Origin of the sequence: Dokdonella sp. (genome assembly GCF_019634775.1) — a bacterium.
Classification (GTDB): domain Bacteria; phylum Pseudomonadota; class Gammaproteobacteria; order Xanthomonadales; family Rhodanobacteraceae; genus Dokdonella.
This window is the reverse complement of the sequence record NZ_JAHCAS010000001.1, coordinates 278,984-296,654: the sequence shown is the minus strand read 5'-3', so window position 1 is coordinate 296,654 and position 17,671 is coordinate 278,984. Positions and strand designations below refer to the sequence as shown.

16 protein-coding genes are annotated in these 17,671 nt (G+C 67.7%); 7 read left to right on the top strand and 9 right to left on the bottom strand.

The genetic code is table 11. The features are described from left to right. Window positions 1-53: 53 nt before the first annotated feature. The 5 genes from KF907_RS01275 to KF907_RS01255 all read right to left on the bottom strand — a co-directional run bounded on the left by KF907_RS01275 (window position 54) and on the right by KF907_RS01255 (window position 5,124). Window positions 54-821, bottom strand: coding sequence for an oxygen-binding di-iron domain-containing protein (locus KF907_RS01275; RefSeq protein WP_291217353.1), 768 nt, complete (start codon window positions 819-821; stop codon window positions 54-56). 202 nt (window positions 822-1,023) lie between these two features. After that, window positions 1,024-1,581, bottom strand: a complete 558-nt coding sequence (locus KF907_RS01270) for a response regulator transcription factor (RefSeq protein WP_291217350.1) — start codon at window positions 1,579-1,581, stop codon at window positions 1,024-1,026. Continuing rightward, window positions 1,571-2,893, bottom strand: coding sequence for an ATP-binding protein (locus tag KF907_RS01265; protein WP_291217347.1), 1,323 nt, complete (start codon window positions 2,891-2,893; stop codon window positions 1,571-1,573). The genes KF907_RS01270 and KF907_RS01265 overlap by 11 nt, the downstream gene beginning before the upstream one ends. Window positions 2,894-3,059: 166 nt before the next feature. Continuing rightward, the gene (locus KF907_RS01260; RefSeq protein ID WP_291217345.1) at window positions 3,060-4,427 is read right to left on the bottom strand and encodes an ATP-binding protein; all 1,368 of its coding nucleotides are present in this window, start codon (window positions 4,425-4,427) and stop codon (window positions 3,060-3,062) included. 1 nt (window position 4,428) lies between these two features. Then, a complete protein-coding gene (locus KF907_RS01255) occupies window positions 4,429-5,124 on the bottom strand; it encodes a response regulator transcription factor (protein ID WP_291217342.1) in 696 nt (231 codons plus the stop codon). Between the two features lie 455 nt (window positions 5,125-5,579). Here KF907_RS01255 and KF907_RS01250 point away from each other — a divergent pair, with 455 nt between their 5' ends. Together KF907_RS01250 and KF907_RS01245 are read left to right on the top strand one after the other, a co-directional pair. After that, a complete protein-coding gene (locus KF907_RS01250) occupies window positions 5,580-5,954 on the top strand; it encodes a diacylglycerol kinase (protein ID WP_291217339.1) in 375 nt (124 codons plus the stop codon). A gap of 7 nt (window positions 5,955-5,961) precedes the next feature. Beyond that, window positions 5,962-6,687, top strand: a complete 726-nt coding sequence (locus KF907_RS01245) for a TerC family protein (protein WP_291217337.1) — start codon at window positions 5,962-5,964, stop codon at window positions 6,685-6,687. A gap of 6 nt (window positions 6,688-6,693) precedes the next feature. Here the strand turns inward: KF907_RS01245 and KF907_RS01240 are convergent, their stop codons facing one another. Next, window positions 6,694-6,876 (bottom strand): hypothetical protein, encoded by a 183-nt coding sequence (locus KF907_RS01240; protein WP_291217334.1) that lies wholly within the window; start codon window positions 6,874-6,876, stop codon window positions 6,694-6,696. Between the two features lie 255 nt (window positions 6,877-7,131). On the opposite strand from KF907_RS01240, the gene rsmA reads away from it, so the two are divergent. Further along, entirely contained in the window at window positions 7,132-7,959 is an 828-nt protein-coding gene (gene rsmA, locus KF907_RS01235) for a 16S rRNA (adenine(1518)-N(6)/adenine(1519)-N(6))-dimethyltransferase RsmA (RefSeq protein WP_291217332.1), read from the top strand. Between the two features lie 153 nt (window positions 7,960-8,112). Here the strand turns inward: rsmA and KF907_RS01230 are convergent, their stop codons facing one another. Next, window positions 8,113-9,945, bottom strand: coding sequence for an LTA synthase family protein (locus KF907_RS01230; RefSeq protein WP_291217330.1), 1,833 nt, complete (start codon window positions 9,943-9,945; stop codon window positions 8,113-8,115). Window positions 9,946-10,180: 235 nt separating this feature from the next. Here KF907_RS01230 and glnE point away from each other — a divergent pair, with 235 nt between their 5' ends. Further along, on the top strand, window positions 10,181-13,057 hold the full coding sequence (glnE, locus tag KF907_RS01225) for a bifunctional [glutamate--ammonia ligase]-adenylyl-L-tyrosine phosphorylase/[glutamate--ammonia-ligase] adenylyltransferase (protein ID WP_291217328.1): 2,877 nt from the start codon (window positions 10,181-10,183) through the stop codon (window positions 13,055-13,057). A gap of 18 nt (window positions 13,058-13,075) precedes the next feature. Here the strand turns inward: glnE and KF907_RS01220 are convergent, their stop codons facing one another. Beyond that, window positions 13,076-14,026 (bottom strand): mitochondrial fission ELM1 family protein, encoded by a 951-nt coding sequence (locus KF907_RS01220; RefSeq protein ID WP_291217325.1) that lies wholly within the window; start codon window positions 14,024-14,026, stop codon window positions 13,076-13,078. 179 nt (window positions 14,027-14,205) lie between these two features. Between KF907_RS01220 and KF907_RS01215 the strand changes: the two genes are divergently transcribed. From KF907_RS01215 to KF907_RS01205, 3 genes are read left to right on the top strand one after another with little or no spacing between them, the layout of a single operon-like run. Next, window positions 14,206-14,808: a malonic semialdehyde reductase gene (locus KF907_RS01215; RefSeq protein WP_291217323.1), complete on the top strand. Its 603-nt coding sequence runs from the start codon at window positions 14,206-14,208 to the stop codon at window positions 14,806-14,808. Between the two features lie 23 nt (window positions 14,809-14,831). Beyond that, the gene (locus KF907_RS01210) at window positions 14,832-15,425 is read left to right on the top strand and encodes a YceI family protein (protein ID WP_291217321.1); all 594 of its coding nucleotides are present in this window, start codon (window positions 14,832-14,834) and stop codon (window positions 15,423-15,425) included. Between the two features lie 37 nt (window positions 15,426-15,462). After that, window positions 15,463-16,146: a pirin family protein gene (locus KF907_RS01205; protein WP_291217319.1), complete on the top strand. Its 684-nt coding sequence runs from the start codon at window positions 15,463-15,465 to the stop codon at window positions 16,144-16,146. Window positions 16,147-16,163: 17 nt separating this feature from the next. Here the strand turns inward: KF907_RS01205 and KF907_RS01200 are convergent, their stop codons facing one another. After that, window positions 16,164-17,426: a Yip1 family protein gene (locus KF907_RS01200; RefSeq protein WP_291217317.1), complete on the bottom strand. Its 1,263-nt coding sequence runs from the start codon at window positions 17,424-17,426 to the stop codon at window positions 16,164-16,166. Window positions 17,427-17,671 lie beyond the last annotated feature (245 nt).

The following is a 17,671-nucleotide window of genomic DNA, read 5'->3' as shown; positions in this document are numbered from 1 at the left end:
GACGCCGTTGCCTTGGATCGAGCGGAACATTCCGCGCGGTTCTGCACGGGGTATCAGGCGAACACTGGCGCTTCCTCGACCAGCAGGTCGTTGCCGCAGACCAAGGTCTCGACCCAGGCGATGAAGCGACGTACGTTCTCGCTGCCGGCGATCGGTGGGCCGTGCTGCGGCACGATCATTTCGATGTCGAGCCGGCGCGCACGCTGCGCCCATGCACGACACGCACGGTTCGAGCCCATGTAGCGGCGATGAAATCCGAGCATCGTCTGCTGGTGCTCGTCGAAATCGGCGATCGGGGCGTACGGTGCCTCCGCGATCGACGCGCCGAGGTCGCCGCTGAACAGGATGCGACTGACCGGATCGTAGAACTGGAAATTGCCGACGCTGTGAAGGAAGTGTGCCGGCACCGCGCGCATGTGGCTGCCGCCGAGGCGGATGTCGCCGCCTTCGTCACCGAGCAGCAGATAGCGGTCGGTGCCGCTGTCCTTCTGATAGTGCGGCACGCCGTGTGGAATGAACCGGCCCCACAGCTTCGAACAGACGATGCGCGCCGACGTGTACATAAGCCAACGATCGACCGAACCGATGATGTCAGGGTCCTGGTGCGAGGCAAAGATCCAGGTCAGCTTGCGCGGCGGCACGTACTGCGCCAAGGCCATGCTGAGCGGCGTGTAGAGCAGTGCGCCGCCTGGGTCGATCAGCGCGGACTCGTCGCCATCGACAACGAGGAACTGGTTGGCCTGCACGCCATCATCACCGCGCACGAGGTCATGGAAGGCGACGCAATAGTGGTCGCCCTTGCGGAACAGTTCGGTAGCCATCTAGTGAAGCGGTTTCGAAAACGGCGCGCGTATTTTGTGCGCCCGCAGCATCGACATCTTGACGTCGATCAACTGCCACGACGGATGCATGCGCTGCAGTCGTGCAGGGGCGGTGCGAGTGGGTGATGCAGATGGGCGTGCCGTAGTTCGCGATCGATTGCGCCAGCCATTGCCGCCCCGGCCGTGAGCCCCCGTGGATCTGCTACGGGGCGCGCGCCTCGCGCACCGGTCGCTTGGCCAGCTTGCGTTGCAGCGTGCGCCGGTGCAGGCCGAGCCGGCGCGCGGCCTCCGAGATATTGCCGTCGCAGTCGGCGAGCACACGCTGGATGTGTTCCCACTCGAGGCGCTTGAGCGGCGGCGGTGCGTCCGGCAGATGCTCGATGTCGTTGTGCTTCGATTCGCCGAGCAGGGCCTGCACGACCTGGTCGGCCTCGACCGGTTTGGCGAGGTAGTCGTGCGCGCCGCGCTTGATCGCCTCGACCGCCGTGGCGATCGAGGCATAGCCGGTGAGCAGCAGAATGCGCAGGCCGGACCGCGCGGCGAGCAGTTGCGGGATCAGGGCCAGCCCGTTCTCGCTGCCGAGCTTGAGGTCGAGCACGGCGTACTTCGGTGCAAGTTCGGCGCAGGCGGCCAGTGCGGAGGCACTGTCGTGCACGCCTCGCACCTCGAAGCCGCGCGCGGTCAGCGCGCGTGCGAGCACGTGAACGAAGGTGGTGTCGTCATCGATGACCAGGATGCGGTCGCGGTTCTCAGTGTTCATGCCGGCCATTTTCCAGTGTCGACAGTGGCAGACGCAAATGCTGCTCGGTTCCGCCATCCCGCGCGGCGCTGGCGGCGAGGCTGCCGCCGAAGCGTTCCACGGTTGCCTTGGCCAGGGCCAGCCCCAAGCCAAGGCCGTCGCGCTTGGTCGTCTCGAAGCGCAGCCCAGAGGTCGGCTGCGTGCCGGCCGCCATGCCCTTGCCGAAATCGCGGATGCGCATCTCGAACTCGTCGTCGTTCTCGATGATGTCTAGTTCGACCACCGAAAAGCCGTTTGCCAGCGAGGCATCGGCGGCGTTGTTGAGCAGGTTGATCAGGGCGTGACGCAGCGCCGGCACGACTTGGATCGGATGGCGTTCGAGGCGTGGATCGAGCGTGCGGTTCACGTCGATCTCGGGGCGCAGCAAGCGGAAGGAATCGAGCGCGGTCGCGGCAAAGGCGCCGATCGTGGTTGCTTCGGGTGCGCCGGCGAGCTGGTTGCTGCCGACTTTGACCAGCTCGCGCAGGATGTCGCGGCAGCGCGCGGCCTGGCCACGCAGCAGCTCGATGTCGGCGGCCAGCGCCTGATCGGCGGCGTGCTCGCGCGCCAGTTCGGCGAGCAAGGTGCTCATCGTCGACAGCGGCGTGTTGAGTTCGTGCGCGGTGCTTGCCGCCTGGGTGGCGATGGCGAGGATGCCCTCGTCACGCAGTGCACGCATGCGCTCGTGCTCGGCTTCGGCCTGGCGCGCACGCAGGGCGCGGGCCAGACGGGCGATGAAGAATCCGAGCATTGCTGCGGTGATCGCGAAGCTGATCGCCATGCCGATGATGTGCAGGCGGAACCCGCTTGGCGTGCCGATCGCGTGCTGGGTTGGCAAGGGCAGGTGCCAGCGCATGAGGGCGAGGTATACCGCCACCGCCAGCGTCGCGACGATGGCCACCGAGCGCAGTGGCAGAGCGGTCGCGGCCAGCGTGATCGGCATGACCAGCAGCGACACGAACGGATTGGTCGCGCCCCCGGACAGGTAGAGCAGATACCCGAGCACGATCGTGTCGATGGCGATATGCACGACCGACTCGGCCTCGCTGACCCGCCAGCGCAGCTCGAGGCGCCAGAACGCGAACATCGCGAAGGTGCCGAGCAGGATGATGCCGCCGAGCAGCGGCCCGGCTGGCACCGGCATGCCGAGTGGCCCGGCGACGACGGCCACCGTCAGCGCCTGGCCCGCCACCGCACACAGGCGCAGCCAGGTCAGCGTGGTGACCAGCTGGCGCGGTCCATGCGGCCAGCTGTTGCCAGCACTGCGTGGGCGGGAAACAGGATCGGGGAACATGCGTACGCGCGGTGGCGGATGGAGAACCCGGGAAAGATAACGTAGGAGCCCACCCGTTGCGCGATCGGCGAGCGGCCGTACGAAATGGCCGTAGGAAATGGCTCCAGCCGTGATGCTCCTGTTGTCCAACGCCACAACGAAGAAACATCACGCCCGAAGGCGTCTCCTACAGGCTGACCGCTTCATCCCGCGGCAGGCGGATGACCACTTCCAGGCCGCCGCCATCGGCATTGCGTGCGACCACCGTGCCGCGGTGGTTGGCGATCGCGCGAAAGGCGATGGCGAGGCCCAGGCCGGTGCCACCACTGCTGCGCGCACGCGCGGCGTCGGTGCGATAGAAGGGTTCGAAGATGCGCGGAAGGTCGGCTTCGGCGACGCCTGGGCCATGGTCGCGGATGCGCAGCACGGCGTCGCCGCCCTCGCCCTGCAGGGTGACTTCGACGCTGCTGTTGTCGGCGGTATAGGCCAGTGCATTGCGCACGATGTTCTCGACCGCGCTCATCAGTGCGTCACGCACACCGTCCAGGGCGATGGGTTCGCGTGTGACGAATGCGACCTTGCGCCCGCGTGGGCCGCCCTCGTAGTCGGCATTGGCGATCACGTCCTCGACGAGTTCGTCCAGGGCGATGTGCTCACGGCGCGGCTCAATGCCGGTTTCCAGGCGTGACAGCTCGATTGCCTGCGCGAGCATCGATTCGAGGCGATCGGATTCGCGCTCGATGCGCTCGAACGAGGCTTCCACAGCGGCCGCGCCCTGGCCGCGCGCAAGTTCGAGGGCAACACGCAGGCGCGCCAACGGCGAACGCAGTTCGTGCGAGACGTCGCGCACGAGACGACGATTGTTTTCGACCAAGGCCTTGATGCGTTCGGCCATGCGATCGAATTCACCGGCCAGTGCGGTCATTTCGGTGCTGCCGCCGAAGCGCAGTTCGCCGACACGGGCATCCAGGTCACCCTCGGCGAAGCGCCGCGCACTGGCGCGAATACGGGCCAGCGGAGCGGCCACGGTCCAGGCCAGCAGCGCACCGACGATCGCGCTGACCACGAGCGCAAGGACGATCTGCATCCAGCCGCCGACCGGTCCGCGCGTGATCGCGCGCAAGATCAGACTGCCTTCGGCCGCGGCGACGAAGACGATCGGCGCATCGTCGTCGCGCAACTGGCTGGCCACGCTGCGCATGCGCTCGGTCTCGACCGGCGTGCCGGCGCGCGTCGTGGCGACGGCGGCGAGCACCTCGGTCGACAGCGGCCGGCCGAGGCGGTCGCGGTCGTCGGCGCCAACGGCATAAAACTCGACCGGGCCCATGTTCGCGGCGATGCGCAGCGACTGGTCGACGCGCTCGGCGCCGGCGCGCCGTGCCGAGCGATCGAGGCGACGCAACTGCTCATCCATCACCGCCTGCATGCGCGTGAGCTCGAGGCCGGGCACGCGTTCGGTCTCGAAGCTCACCGCCATGATCCAGGCGAAGGCGACGATGACGGCGACGTTGCCGAGCCAGATCGCAGCGAAGATGCGCCAGAACAGACTGCGCACGTCAGGCCTCGGGCTGCCGCAGCAGGTAGCCGCTGCGGTGGATCGTGGTGATCGGTGCGCTGTCGTCGCCGGCTTCGGCGATCTTCTTGCGCAGGTTCGAGACATGCACGTCGATCGAGCGGTCGTAGGGGCCGAGCGGGCGGCCGAGCACGCTCTGCGAGATGCGTTCCTTGCTGACCACGCGGCCGGCTTCGCGCATGAGCAGCGCGAGCAGGTCGAACTCGGTCGAGGTCAGCGCCATTGGCGTGCCATCGACGCTCACGCTGCGCGAGGCCGCCTTGAGGGCGATGCGGCCGACACGCAGGTCGGTCAGCACGTCGGTGCCTTCGCCGCGCGAGCGGCGCAGCACGGCGCGCAGGCGTGCTGCGAGTTCTCGCGGGTTGCATGGCTTGGGGATGTAGTCGTCGGCGCCGAGTTCGAGGCCGAGGATGCGGTCGATGTCCTCGCCGAGCGCGGTCAACATGAGCACCGGCGTGGCCGATTCGCGACGCAGTTCGCGCAGCACGTCGAGGCCGGAGCGGCCGGGCAGCATGACGTCAAGCACGATCGCGTCGAATGCGGTTTCGCGCGCACGTGCGATCGCTGATTCGGCATCGTTGGCGATGCGCACGTCGAAGCCTTCGCGGACCAGGAAGTCGCGCAACAGGGCAGCGAGTTCCTGGTCGTCGTCAGCCAGCAGGATGGCAGGTTGGTTCATGCGGCTACGATGCCGCATGTGCGGCGCGCGTGCCATGCACTTTGCCGTCGATTGCCGGCCTTTGCAGGGCCTTTACATCGGCGCCGGCAGCCGGCGCCGCGTGGCCGTGGCGACGATCACGGCAACCCGCACGGCGAGCATGCATGCGGCGGACGAGTCGGATCCGCGCACGACCGCCGGCCCGGCGACGAGCACGAAGAGCGCAGCGGCAGCGCTGCCGCCAGCGAAAACGCGGTCAACTTGGGATTGATCAGAGCATCCCTTGAGGCCCACGCAAGGGAGCAGGCGCTGCCGCGGCGGGCGCGATGGACCTTGGGACAAATCCCTTGTGGCATCATAGCGCGTCCCGTTTACGTCCCGAGAGCCCGCATGCCGAGCCGATCCTTCCTGCGTCGCTCCCCCGTGGCGCGCCGCGCCAGCGTCGCGGTCGCGCGCTGAAGGAGGCGTTGCGCAGCATGTCGAGCTCCGAGCCGCGCGGTCCGCGCCAGATCCTCAAGGCCTTCATCTGGTCGGCGAAAGGCCTGCGCGCTGCCTGGCGGCACGAGGCTTCGTTCCGTCTCGAGTGCTACCTGCTGGTGATCCTGCTGCCGCTTGGCTTGTGGCTTGGCGTGGGCGGCGTGGAAAAGGCGATCCTGGCCGGCAGCCTGCTGCTCGTGCCGGCGGCAGAATTGCTCAATTCGGCGGTCGAGGCGGTGGTCGACAAGGTCAGTCCGGAGTTCCACGAGTTGGCCGGACGTGCCAAGGACATGGGCTCGGCGGCGGTATTCGTGCTGATGCTCAATGTCGTCCTGTGTTGGGGGCTGGTGTTGATCCCGCGTTACATGGCCTGAACAATCGATGGCACTTCTGCTCGAACCCGAATTCTGGATCGCTCTGGTCACGCTCGCTGCGCTGGAGATCGTGCTGGGCGTGGACAACCTCGTGTTCATCTCGATCGCGGTCAGCCGGCTTGCGCCCGCGCAGCGTCCGCAGGCACGCCGCGTTGGCCTGGCGTTCGCCTGCATCACGCGCATCCTGCTCCTGCTGACGCTGTCCTTCCTTGCCGGCCTGGATGACGAACGCCTTGGTCTGTTCGAGTTGCGTGGACAGGTGTTCTCGCTGCGCGACCTCATCCTGATCGGTGGTGGCCTGTTCCTGCTGGTCAAGGCGGTCATGGAGATCCACCAGGAACTCGAGGGCACACGCGACCAGCCCGAGGAAGGACGCGCGTTTTCGTCGTTTGCGCTGGTCATCGTGCAAATCGCGATCATCGATATCGTGTTCTCGCTCGATTCGGTCATCACCGCGATCGGCATGGTCAACCACGTGCCGGTGATGGTCGCGGCGATCATCCTTGCCGTCGCCGTGATGATCTTTGCCGCCAATCCGGTCGGCGAGTTCATCGATCGCCATCCGACCATCCGCGTGCTCGCCCTGGCCTTCCTGATCCTGGTTGGTGCCGTGCTGATCGCCGACGGTTTCGAGTACCACGTGCCGCGCGGCTACGTGTATTTCGCCATGGGCTTCTCTATTGCGGTGGAGTGGATCAACCTGTCCGTACGCAAGCGCGCGCAGCCGCGCTGAACCGGGTCAGGTGCCGCGCTTGCGGCGTGACGGGAATATCCGCCACGGGATCATCTCGAGCACCAGGGCCACGGCGACCAGCGCGAGGGCGAGGCCGATGGTGTCGGCGAGGCTCGGGCGCTCATCGAGGAACAGTGCGCCCCGGATCCTGCCGAGCAGGATCAGGCGTACGAGCGAGGGCGGGGACATCGGTGTGATGCGTGAAGGCACGTCTGGCGCGCATCCTGGGAAACTGCGGGTGCGGCCGAACGCGGTGCGTGTCCGGCGGTGAAGCGGGCAGCCGTTTCCCGAGGTCCGGTCGGCACGGAGGCGACGGCTGCCATGCAGTCATCATGTCGACGTCACCGCTTTGCGCCGGCGGGATCATCCGCACCGTGTTCCGCGTACCATCAACTTCCCGCCGCCTCGGCCCGTAAAGCGGGCCTCCACTGCCGGAACCGCTTCGTGAGTCGACACCACCCGCCTTCGCCGCCAACCCGCAGCGACCATGTGCCGCGCAAGCGCTTCGGCCAGCATTTTCTTCGCGATGCCGCCGTCATCGGCCGCATCGTTCAGGCGATCGCGCCGCAACCCGGTCAGCGCCTCGTCGAGATCGGCCCCGGCGAGGGGGCGCTCACGCTGCCGCTGCTGCGCGCCACCGGCGCGCTGACCGTCATCGAGCTCGATCGCGACCTGATCCCGCGCATCGCCGCCGGGACGGCGGCACTCGGCAAGGTGGAGATCATCCACGCTGACGTGCTGACCGTGGACTTCACCGCGCTCGCCGCCGGCGCGCCGCTGCGCGTGGTCGGCAACCTGCCTTACAACATCTCCTCGCCGATCCTGTTTCATTGCATCGACCACCTCGACGCGATCGAGGACATGCATTTCATGCTGCAGAAGGAGGTCGTCGAGCGCATGGCGGCCGCGCCGGGCAGCAAGGCCTACGGACGCCTCAGTGTGATGCTGCAGCTGGCCTGTCGTGTCGAACCGCTGATCGAAGTGCCGCCCGCCGCGTTCCGCCCACCGCCGAAGGTTGATTCCGCCGTCGTGCGTCTGCGCCCGCGACCACGCGCGGAGCGCCCGCTCGACGTGCAGGCCACACTCGAACGCCTCGTCCGCGCGGCATTCGGCCAGCGCCGCAAGACCCTGGCCAACGCCCTCGAGGGCATCGCCGGAACCGGACAGATCGAAGCTGCCGGCATCGATCCGCGCACCCGCGCGGAGCAGGTGGCGGTGGGGGCGTATGTGGCATTGGCGCGTGTGATCGAGCGCGACACTGACCCGGGGTGAGCAAAGCAGGGCGAACTCGCGTCCGGACGGGCGGTGCGCGCCGAGGTGTTGCGATCGAAGTCCCGGTCCGCATCGGGTGCGGCTTGCCGCGGCGCGCTCACGAGCACGACGACGAGTCGACGATGCAAGCGCGCTCGCCGCCCTCGCCCTTCGCTACGGGGCGATCGTCGCGCTCCAATCAGGTTCTGCCGGCAGCAGTGCCTGCTCGACGACGTCGTCGAGCTCGCTCCGATAACGCAGCTGGCCGAGTGCACGCAGCGCTTCGGCAAGGTGGTTGTTCGCAGTCGCGGCGTCGGCGGGCAGGTCGGCGCGCAGGGCATCGAGGGTGGCGAACCAGCGGTCGCCGCCAATGCCGGCGTTCTCGAGCAGGATGCTCGGCAGCAGCCACGAGGCGGTCAGTGCATGTTCGTCGCGGCTGCGCAGGCGCCGGCGGTTGTCGAGCAGCAGCCATGGCACCGGTTGACTCTTGGCATTGCCACCGTCGGCGAAGCCGATCTGGTGGTAGACCGGCGGCAATGCCGGCAGGTGGTCGCCATAAAACAGCAGCAGGGTGCGGCGCTTGCGCTTCTGCAGCGCCTCGGCGAGACGGCCGAGTTCACGGTCGGCGTCCTCGGCCATGTACAGATAGTTGCGCAACCAGTAGGCGCCGCCGTCGTCGAGGCCTGGCGGCAGCGGCTGCGCAGCGAGGCGTGCGGCATCCAGGCCCGGGCGCCAGTCGAACGGGCCGTGGTTCTGCATGGAGATCGCGAACAGGAGCTGCGGCGGGCCCTCGGTGTCGAGTTCGGCGAGGATATGGTCGGTCAACGCGGCATCGCCGGTGAACAGCCCGACGATGTCCTCCTTGGAGAACGCGCGTTCGTCGATGAAGCGGTCGAAACCGATCTGCCGGAAGGCGGCCTCGCGGTTCCAGAACACGCCGCTGTTCGGGTGGATCGCCGTGCTGCGGTAGCCGTGGCGCGCGAGCGTGCGCACGATGCCGGGCAGCGGTTGGTCGGCGATCTCGAAGTAGGGGTACTGCACGCCCGGGAAGAAGGCGAGGGCGAGGCCGGTCAGCACTTCGAACTCGGTGCGGATCGTGCCGCCGGCATAGGTCGGCACCTTCATCTCGCCGGCCAGGCCGCGGCGCGCGAGGCGATGGTAGTTCGGCAGGTAGGTGTCCTTCGCCGCGCCCGCAAGACGGGCCGGATCGAACAGCGATTCGCTCTGCACGATGACGATGTCGGGCAGGGTGCCGGCAGGCATCGCACCGGCACTGCTGTTCGGCGCGAAGCGCGTGCGCAGGGCGTCGAGGTTGGCGCGCAGCAACTGTTCGGCCGCGCGCCGGTCCGGCGCGAGCTCGGTGCGGCTGGCCAGTTCCCAGTGGTAGAGCACGAGGTTGCCGACCACGCCGGCGCGTTCCGCGCTGTCGACCACCGACCACGGCTCGAAACCGACGCGCTCGGCGTCGTAGAGCGTGCGCCACGGCGTGGTGCCGGCACCGAGCATGACCGTCAAGGCAAGTGTGGCGACGCCAAGCGCGGCGCGCGGCCAGGCGTGCAACGCGCGCACCGGTGCCTCGAAGGCGAGCGCGATGCTGACGCCGAGCAGGACGAGGGTAGTCGCGATGATCGCGCCATGGCCGCTCGCGTAGTGCGCGAACAGCGACACCGCCGCGGCCGGGTCGAGCAGGAAGCGGAAATCGGCCGGCAGCAGCGGCATCTGCAACTGCTCGAACTTTGCCTTGTTGGCAAGATAGACGCCGACGAGCAGGAGGCCGCCGATCCAGGCGGACAGGATCGGCCGCCGTGTCAGCGCGAACATCAGCGCGACGACGAGCAGGAAGGGGACGATGTTGAGGGCAACGACGAACGCGTCGAAGCCGCCGTCACCGGACAGCGGCCAGGCCAGTGCCGGATCGAGCCAGCACGCGAGCAGGGCAAACCCGGCAGTGACGAGCACCAGCCAGATTGCGGCGTGCAGCGGTCGTGTCGAGCGCGTCGTGCTCATCCGTGGATCGAACCCCCCAATCGAGTCGCGCACTATCGCATGGGCGGCTGAGTGGTGGGTTAATGGAACTGGTCCGGTGACGGAGCTCCGTCTCCAGTCGGGCAATGCCGCCAGGCAACTCCCGGTCGCACCGGAGCCCAGGGATGCCCCGACTGATCCCGCACAGGACGGTGATGCCGTTGTGGGATTGATCAGACTCCTAGCCCTTGCGCCGCCACGCTGCCAGAATCCCCGCATGCCGTTCTCCACGTGGCCGCGCCCGGTCGCGAGCCTGCTCGACCAGCGCCTGTCACGCCTCGAAGCCGCTTCGCGGGCGGTGGGCGTGCCGTTCTATGATGACGCCGGGGTCGACAGTCACATCGACCGCGTGCTGCTGGCCAGTGACTACGCCTTCGACAGCTGGCTGCGCGATCCGCAGTTGCTGGGCCCGGAGCTGGTGCGCCTGATGAACGATCCGCGCCACGCCGATGCGCGTGCTGCGGCCGTGCTGGGTGGTGGCGAGAGTGGCGATTTCCGGGCTGATCTGCGCCGCTTTCGGCGCGAGGAATCGCTGCGCTTGATCTGGCGCGATGTCAACGGCATCGATGCCATCGAGACGACCCTGACCGGTACCAGTGTGCTTGCCGAGGTCTGTCTTGAGGCGGCCCTGCGCCAGGCCGAGCGCGAGTTCGCTGCGCGCCACGGCGTGCTGCGCACGGCCGACGGCCAGGTGCAGCGACTGGTCGTGCTCGCGCTGGGCAAGCTCGGCGGCGGTGAGCTCAACTTCTCCTCCGATGTCGATCTCGTGCTGGCTTTTGCGGAACCCGCCAGCAGTGACGGCACGCGTCCGGTCGACGCCGAAACGGGCTATTCACGCATCGCCCAGGCCTTCATCGCCCTGCTCGCCGAACATACCGCGGACGGTTTCGCTTATCGGGTCGACCTGCGCCTGCGTCCGTTTGGCAGCGTCGGTCGGGTCGCGTTGTCGTTCCAGGCGATGGAGCAGTACTACCAGCGCGAAGGGCGCGACTGGGAACGCTATGCCTGGATCAAGGCGCGCCCGGTCGCCGGCGACAAGGCCGCCGGACTGCGCCTGCTGGAGACGCTGCGGCCGTTCGTGTTCCGCCGCTATTTCGACTACACCGCCTTCGCCGGGCTGCGCGAGATGAAGGCGCTGATCGACGCCGAGGTCGCGCGCAAGGATCTCGCCGACCACCTCAAGCTCGGCCCCGGTGGCATTCGCGAGATCGAGTTCATCGTGCAGTTGATCCAGCTCATCCGCGGCGGGCGCGAACCGGCCCTGCGCGTGCGCGGCCTGCTCGATGCGCTGGCTGCGGCCGAGCGCCTCGGCTACGTACCGGCGGCGCGTGCGCGGCGGCTGGCCGATGCCTACCGCTTCCTGCGTCGACTGGAAAACCGCGTGCAGATGTTCGCCGACCAGCAGACGCACGACCTGCCGACCGATCCGCTCGTGCGCGAACGCATCGCCCTGGCGCTCGGTCATCGCGACTGGCCGGCTCTGGTCGGTGAGCTCGATCGCCACCGCGCCGAGGTCAGCGAGGAGTTCGATGCGCTGATGGCACCGGCACGCGAAGCGCGTGGCAGCGCGCAGCATGCCGAGTGGGATGAGGTGTGGCGCCGCTTCGTCGAGTCGGGCGTCGAGCGCGAACCACTGGTGGCCGCCGGCTTCGAGCCGGTCGAGCCAGTGCTCGCTGCGCTCGAAGGCCTGCTCGGCAGTCCGATCCTGCGCGCGGCCTCGGTGCGCGCGCGCGAGCGCCTCGACCGTGTGCTGCCGGCGTTGTTCGCCGCCGCTGCGGCGAGTCCGGCGCCATCGGCCTGCCTCGTGCGCCTGATCGGTCTCGTGCATGCGGTCGCACGCCGTTCCGCCTATCTCGCCCTGCTCGATGAGCAGCCTGTCGCGCTGCGGCGCCTGACAGCCGTGTTCGCCGCAAGCGCCTTGCTCGCCGAGCGCGTCATCGCACATCCGCTGCTGCTCGACGAGCTGTTCGACGAGCGCAGTGACGGTAGTCTTCCGACGCGTGCAGCGGTCGAGGCGGAGATCGCACGCCAACTCGCCGACATCGCCGAAGGCGACACCGAGTCCGCGATCGAGCGCATCCAGGAACAGCGGCTGGCCTGCCAGTTCCGTATCGGACTTGCCTTCCTCGGCGGGCGCAGCAGTGCCGTGCAATGTGCGCGCGCGCTCGCCGATGTCGCCGAGGCGGTGATCGCCGCCGTGCTCGAAGTCGCCGCGCGTGGCCTGGTCGCTGCGCACGGCCGCATCGCCACCGATGCCGGTGGCGGCAATGGCCTGGTCGTGATCGGCTACGGCAGCCTCGGCGGCATCGAGCTCGGTTTCGGCTCCGACCTCGATCTCGTGTTCGTCTACGACGGTGCGCTGGCGCAGCGCGAATCCGACGGCGCCAAGCCGCTCGACGGCACACGCTACCACGCCCGCCTTGCGCAGCGTTTCGTGCATCTTCTGACCACGCTGACACGCTCGGGGCGCCTGTACGAAGTGGACGTTCGCCTGCGTCCAGACGGTGGCAAGGGCTTGCTGGTGACCAGCCTCGAGGGCTATGTCGCCTATCAGCAGGAACGCGCCTGGACCTGGGAGCACCAGGCCCTGGTGCGTGCGCGCGCCGTTGCCGGTGACGTCACCCTTGGCCGGCGCTTCGCCGAGGCGCGCGCCGACACGCTGCGCCGCGCCGAAGGCGTGGACTCCCTGCGAGCGCGCATCGTCGAGATGCGCCAGCGCTGGCGTGCCGAACGCGACCGTTCCACCCCCCGCATGCTCGACCTCAAGCAGGGCCCTGGCGCCCTCGTCGACATCGAGTTCCTGCTGCAGGCGTTGGTCCTCGGCCACGCGGCGCGCTGTCCGCGCCTGTTGTCGAGTACCTGCACGGCGGATCTGGTCGGAATTGCCGCACGGGAAGGCTTGCTCGACGAAGTCCAGGCGCAAGCGCTGTCCGCCGCGCACGAGACCCTGCTCGCGCGTGCGCTCGCAGCGACACTCGATGCACGCCCGCGCACCGCGCCGCGCGACGCCGAACTGGATGCGGCGACGCAGGCCGTGCTTGGTGTCGCCGATGCGCTCGGTCTGGATTTCCGAGGCGAAGCTCTTTCTCCCTGACAACCGGGAGAAGGAAAATCATGCGGTCCAGTGTTCGCGCACGATCGCAGCCACGCCGGGCAACTCGCGCAGCGCCGCGGTGGCGCGCGAAGGTTCGCCGAAGGCGACGAGGTGACCGAGTCCGGCGAGCTCGGCGTGAAAGCGTGCGAGCTTGCCGTGCAACGGCGTGCGTACGAGGCTGTGTACTGGTACGCCGGTCGCACAGGCTTCCGAGAGCATGTTGACCGAATCGGGTGTGACCACGATGCGGTCGGCCCAGGCGAGCAGTCCGGCATACGGGTTCACGCCGTCCGCATCGCCTGCCCAGAACAGTCCCGGCCAACGTGCGAACGTGTTGCGCAGTCCTGCGGCGAGCGCTGCCGGCGTCCGTCGCGAAGTGGTTACGAGGAAGCTGCCGCCGTCTCGCGCATGCAGCCGTGACAGTTCGGCCTGCAGCGCATCGACGTAGCCGGTGTCGATCGCCTGCGCGTCGGTCGAGGCGCCGACCAGCACGGCCGTTCGCGGCGCGGGGAGTGCGCCGAATGCCGTAAAGCGCGTGCGCGCGGCAGCAAGCCAGGCATCGTCGATCGGGTTGAGTGCGCCTGTGGTGACGATGACGTTGGGGCCGACCAGATCGTCGTGACGGGGCGCGACGACGAGATCATAGTGGCGTGGGTGGATGCGCGGATCGAGGATCTGCACGCGCAAGCAGCGCCCGCCAGCCCAGCCCGCGAGGCCGCGCGTGGCCAGTGCGGCGAGGCGACCGCAACCTACGGCCAGCGCGGGCCAGGGTTCGGCAAAGCCTTGGCCATGCACGGCGCGCCGGCTGCCGGCGACGAGGCGGGGCGCCAGCCAGCGCCAAGGTGCGTCGATGTCGATGTGCACATTGCATGGATCGGAGCACAGTGCCCCGGCGAGCGCGAGCGCCTGCCGTTCATTGCCGGCAGCGCCGTCGCTGATCGCCCAGGCGGTCGTGTCCTCAGCCTTCATGCGTGTACTCTGGGGCCCTTCGTAAGCCGCCGGTTGCGCTGCATTGTCCACCAACCGGCAGCAATAAGTTGTGTCTGCGCCCGTTGATCCGCCGTGGCGCGACCACGAGACTGCCGGGCCAGGCTCGCGCAGCCCCGCTCCATCCGCAGCATGATTCGTCCGCCGCATGAGGAAATCCGATGAATGCACCGCTGAACGACGCCGCACTCGACTTGATCTTCCGTGCCGCACGCACCTATCGGGGCTCGGCACAGGCCTGGCTCGACCGTCCGGTTGACGATGCCCTTCTGCGCCAGGCCTACGATCTGGCCAAGCTTGGGCCGACCAGCGCGAACTGTCAGCCGATGCGCGTCGTTTTCGTGCGTTCGCCAGAGGCCAAGGCGACATTGCGCGAAGCCCTGTCGCCGGACAACGTCGAACAGACCATGGCCGCGCCGGTCACTGCGATCGTCGCTGCAGACCACGCCTTTTTCGAGCACCTGCCGCGCCTGTACAGCGAGACCGATGCGGTGCCGTGGTTCGCCGGCAAACCCGCCGCGATCGAGGCCACGGCCTTCCGCAACTCGAGCCTGCAGGGTGCCTACCTCATCATCGCCCTGCGTGCGCTCGGCCTCGACTGCGGACCGATGTCCGGTTTCAACTCGGCGAAGCTGGACGCCGCATTCTTCGCCGGCACCGAGGTTCGCTCCAACTTCCTCGTCAATATCGGTTACGGCAATCCGGCCGTGCTGCGTCCGCGCGACCAGCGCTTCGCTTTCGACGAAGCCTGCCGCATCGTCTGACCCTTTCACCAAGGAGAACTTTCATGTTTCGCCGTACCGCGCTCGCCAGTGCCTTCGCTCTCGTCTCGTCGGTTGCGTTCGCCGCCCCGGTCACCTACACGATCGATCCGGGCCACACGCAGACGATCTTTTCGTGGAACCACTTCGGCTACTCGAATCCGAGTGCGAACTTCGACAGCATCGAGGGCACGCTGACCTATGACGATGCCGATCCGACGAAATCGTCGGTTGATGTCACCATCGCGGTCGACAGCATCAACAGCCACGTCAAGAAATTCGATGACCATCTCAAGAGCGACGATTTCTTCGATGTCGCCCAGTTCCCGACCGCGACCTTCAAGAGCACCAGGGTCGAGAAGGGCGCGACCGACGGCAGCTACAAGGTCACCGGCGATCTCACCATCCACGGCGTGACGAAATCGGTGACGATCGACGCCAAGCTCAACGCGCGCAACGAGCATCCGATGAAGAAGGTGCCGGCAATCGGGTTCGACGGCGCGCTCGCGATCAAGCGCAGCGACTTCGGCATGGGCAAGTACGCACCGAATGTCAGCGACGAAGTGACGATTCGCATCACCCTCGAAGCCATGGGGCCGAAGCCGGCCGAAGCGAAGTAATCGTCCGGCGGGGGCGATATCGATCCCGGCTGCTGACATGCTCGCCCTACGCTCCGCCGGTGCGCGCGGCTGCACGCGTCGCGGCGACGCCGTCATCCGGCACGAGTTCTCCTGCGGCGACTACCACGATCCCGCGCACATGGGTTTCGGCCCGGTGCGCGCGATCAACGAGATCGCGCTGCCGCCGGGCATCGGGATGGCCGCGGAACGGCGCGCCAACATCGACATCTTCACCTGGGTCGTCGAGGGTGCGGTGCGCTACACATTGGGCGACGCCACCTGTGATCTCGTGCGCGGCGACCGCCATCTGGTCGGTGCCGGTCGCGGCATCGAAGTGGCGCTGGCGAATGTGTCCGCGCACGAATCTGCACGCGTGCTCGAGGTCTGGTTACTGCCCGAGCGCCTGAATGCGACTCCGTGGCATGGTCGGGCGGAGATCGCTGCGGATCACGGCATCCTGCTTGCCGCGAACGATCATGGATTGCCGCTGCGGCGCGGCATCGAGGCGCATGCGCTGCGCCTGCGCGCGGGAGCCCGTCAGGGACACGCTTGCCGCCCAGGACAGCGCCTGTGGTTGCAGGTCACGCGCGGCGTGTTCGAGGTCAATGGAGTGCGCCTCGTTGCCGGCGATGCGGCGGTAGTGCAGAACGAGGCGCGGATCGCGTTCGCCGCGCCTGATGGCGATGCGGAAGCGTTGCTGCTTGCGTTGCGCGCAGGCTGAAGCGCCGGCGCCTTGCTTCAGCCGCGCTTGACCCCCTTGTCACGCAGAGCCTCGATGCCGGCCAGGTCGAGTTTGCCGAGCGTGGTCTTGAGGATGTTGGCGTCGAGTCCTTCACCGTGGCCGCTCAGCTTTACCGAAAAGCGGTCGCCGAGGATGATGCCGAACTCACCGCTGCGGCTCGAATTGTCCCATTGTTCATGGACCAGGCGGCCGCCCTGCTTGTAGGTCTTCTCGTAGCCGTACTCGGTCTGGCGGTCCTGCTCGACTCCGGCGAAGCCGGCCAGCGCCATGATGCCCTTGGCGCCGCCCATGTCGGTGATCTCCAGATCGAGGCGGGTGTCGTTGGCGTCGACGTACCTGGCACGGCCGGTGCTGACCTGCACGCCCATCGCACCGCTGCGTTCGACCGACATCGACTCGCGCTTGAAGTCGCCGAGCCGTTCCGGCAGGAACTGCTTGAGTGCTTCCGGCGCCAGCGCCTCGACACTGTCGCCGCCGCCGAGCACGGCGCCGAGCATCTGGCTCGCCGCCTCGGCCTGGGCCTGGGCATCACCGCTTCGCTGTGCGGCTTCGAGCTTGCGGCTCTGCTTCTCGACCTGCTCGCCGATCGCGGCCAGCTTGCCCAGGGGGCTGTCCTTGTCGATGCTGATGTTGCTGCTTGCGCTGCCGAGGGATGCGGCGCCGCCCGCGATCGTGCCGGCTGCCGTGATGCCGCCGACGATCGCGCCGATGACGAGGCTCAGCAGGAAGCCGATGATGACGATGACGACGGTGTAGACGACCGATTTGTCTTCCGGGTTGCGCATCGTCGGCGTCAGGCCGAGGTAGAGCAGGTAGATGCCGTAGATGGAACCGGCCAGCGCGACCATCCAGCCGATCCACGGCACGATGTTGGCGATGCTGGCGACCCAGCCGGCCGTATACGAGTACGCCGCGACCTTGAGCGCCTGGATCGGGTTCTTCTCGCCGCCGAAGTTCGGTGCGAGCGCATTGATGATGAGGGCGAGCACGTACACCAGGCCGACGGTCAGCGCATAGCTGACGATCATGCCGGTGATGCCCATGCCGATCGGCGTGCGCACGGTGCCCAGGAACGGCACGGAGACCCCGATCAGGCTGCCCTTGACGAAGCCGATGACGGCGGGAATCGCAGCAAGGATCAGGATGTATTTCTTGTACAGGCCGGCGACGGTCTCCGGCTCGGCGGCGATGACCGGCCATTCGGTCTTTGGTGAAAGGAGGATGGCCTGCACGCGGGCGATCAGCTTGGCGAAGTCCATGGGGATCTCCAGGGGCGGGTGGACGGGCAGGGATGATCGAACCGCCGCATTCTAGGGATGCTCTGATCAATCCCGCAATGGCGATATGACATCCGCAAGGCTCGCAGCTCGGCGTTGTGCCGGCTCGACAGACGGCCAGTCTGGCTTCGCCGTCGCGCCTTGATCTGCGCCCGCACAGGATGGTGACGCCGTTGTGGGATTGATCAGAGCATCCCTACGTGGCTTGTGCGGGTGACACGGTCCTC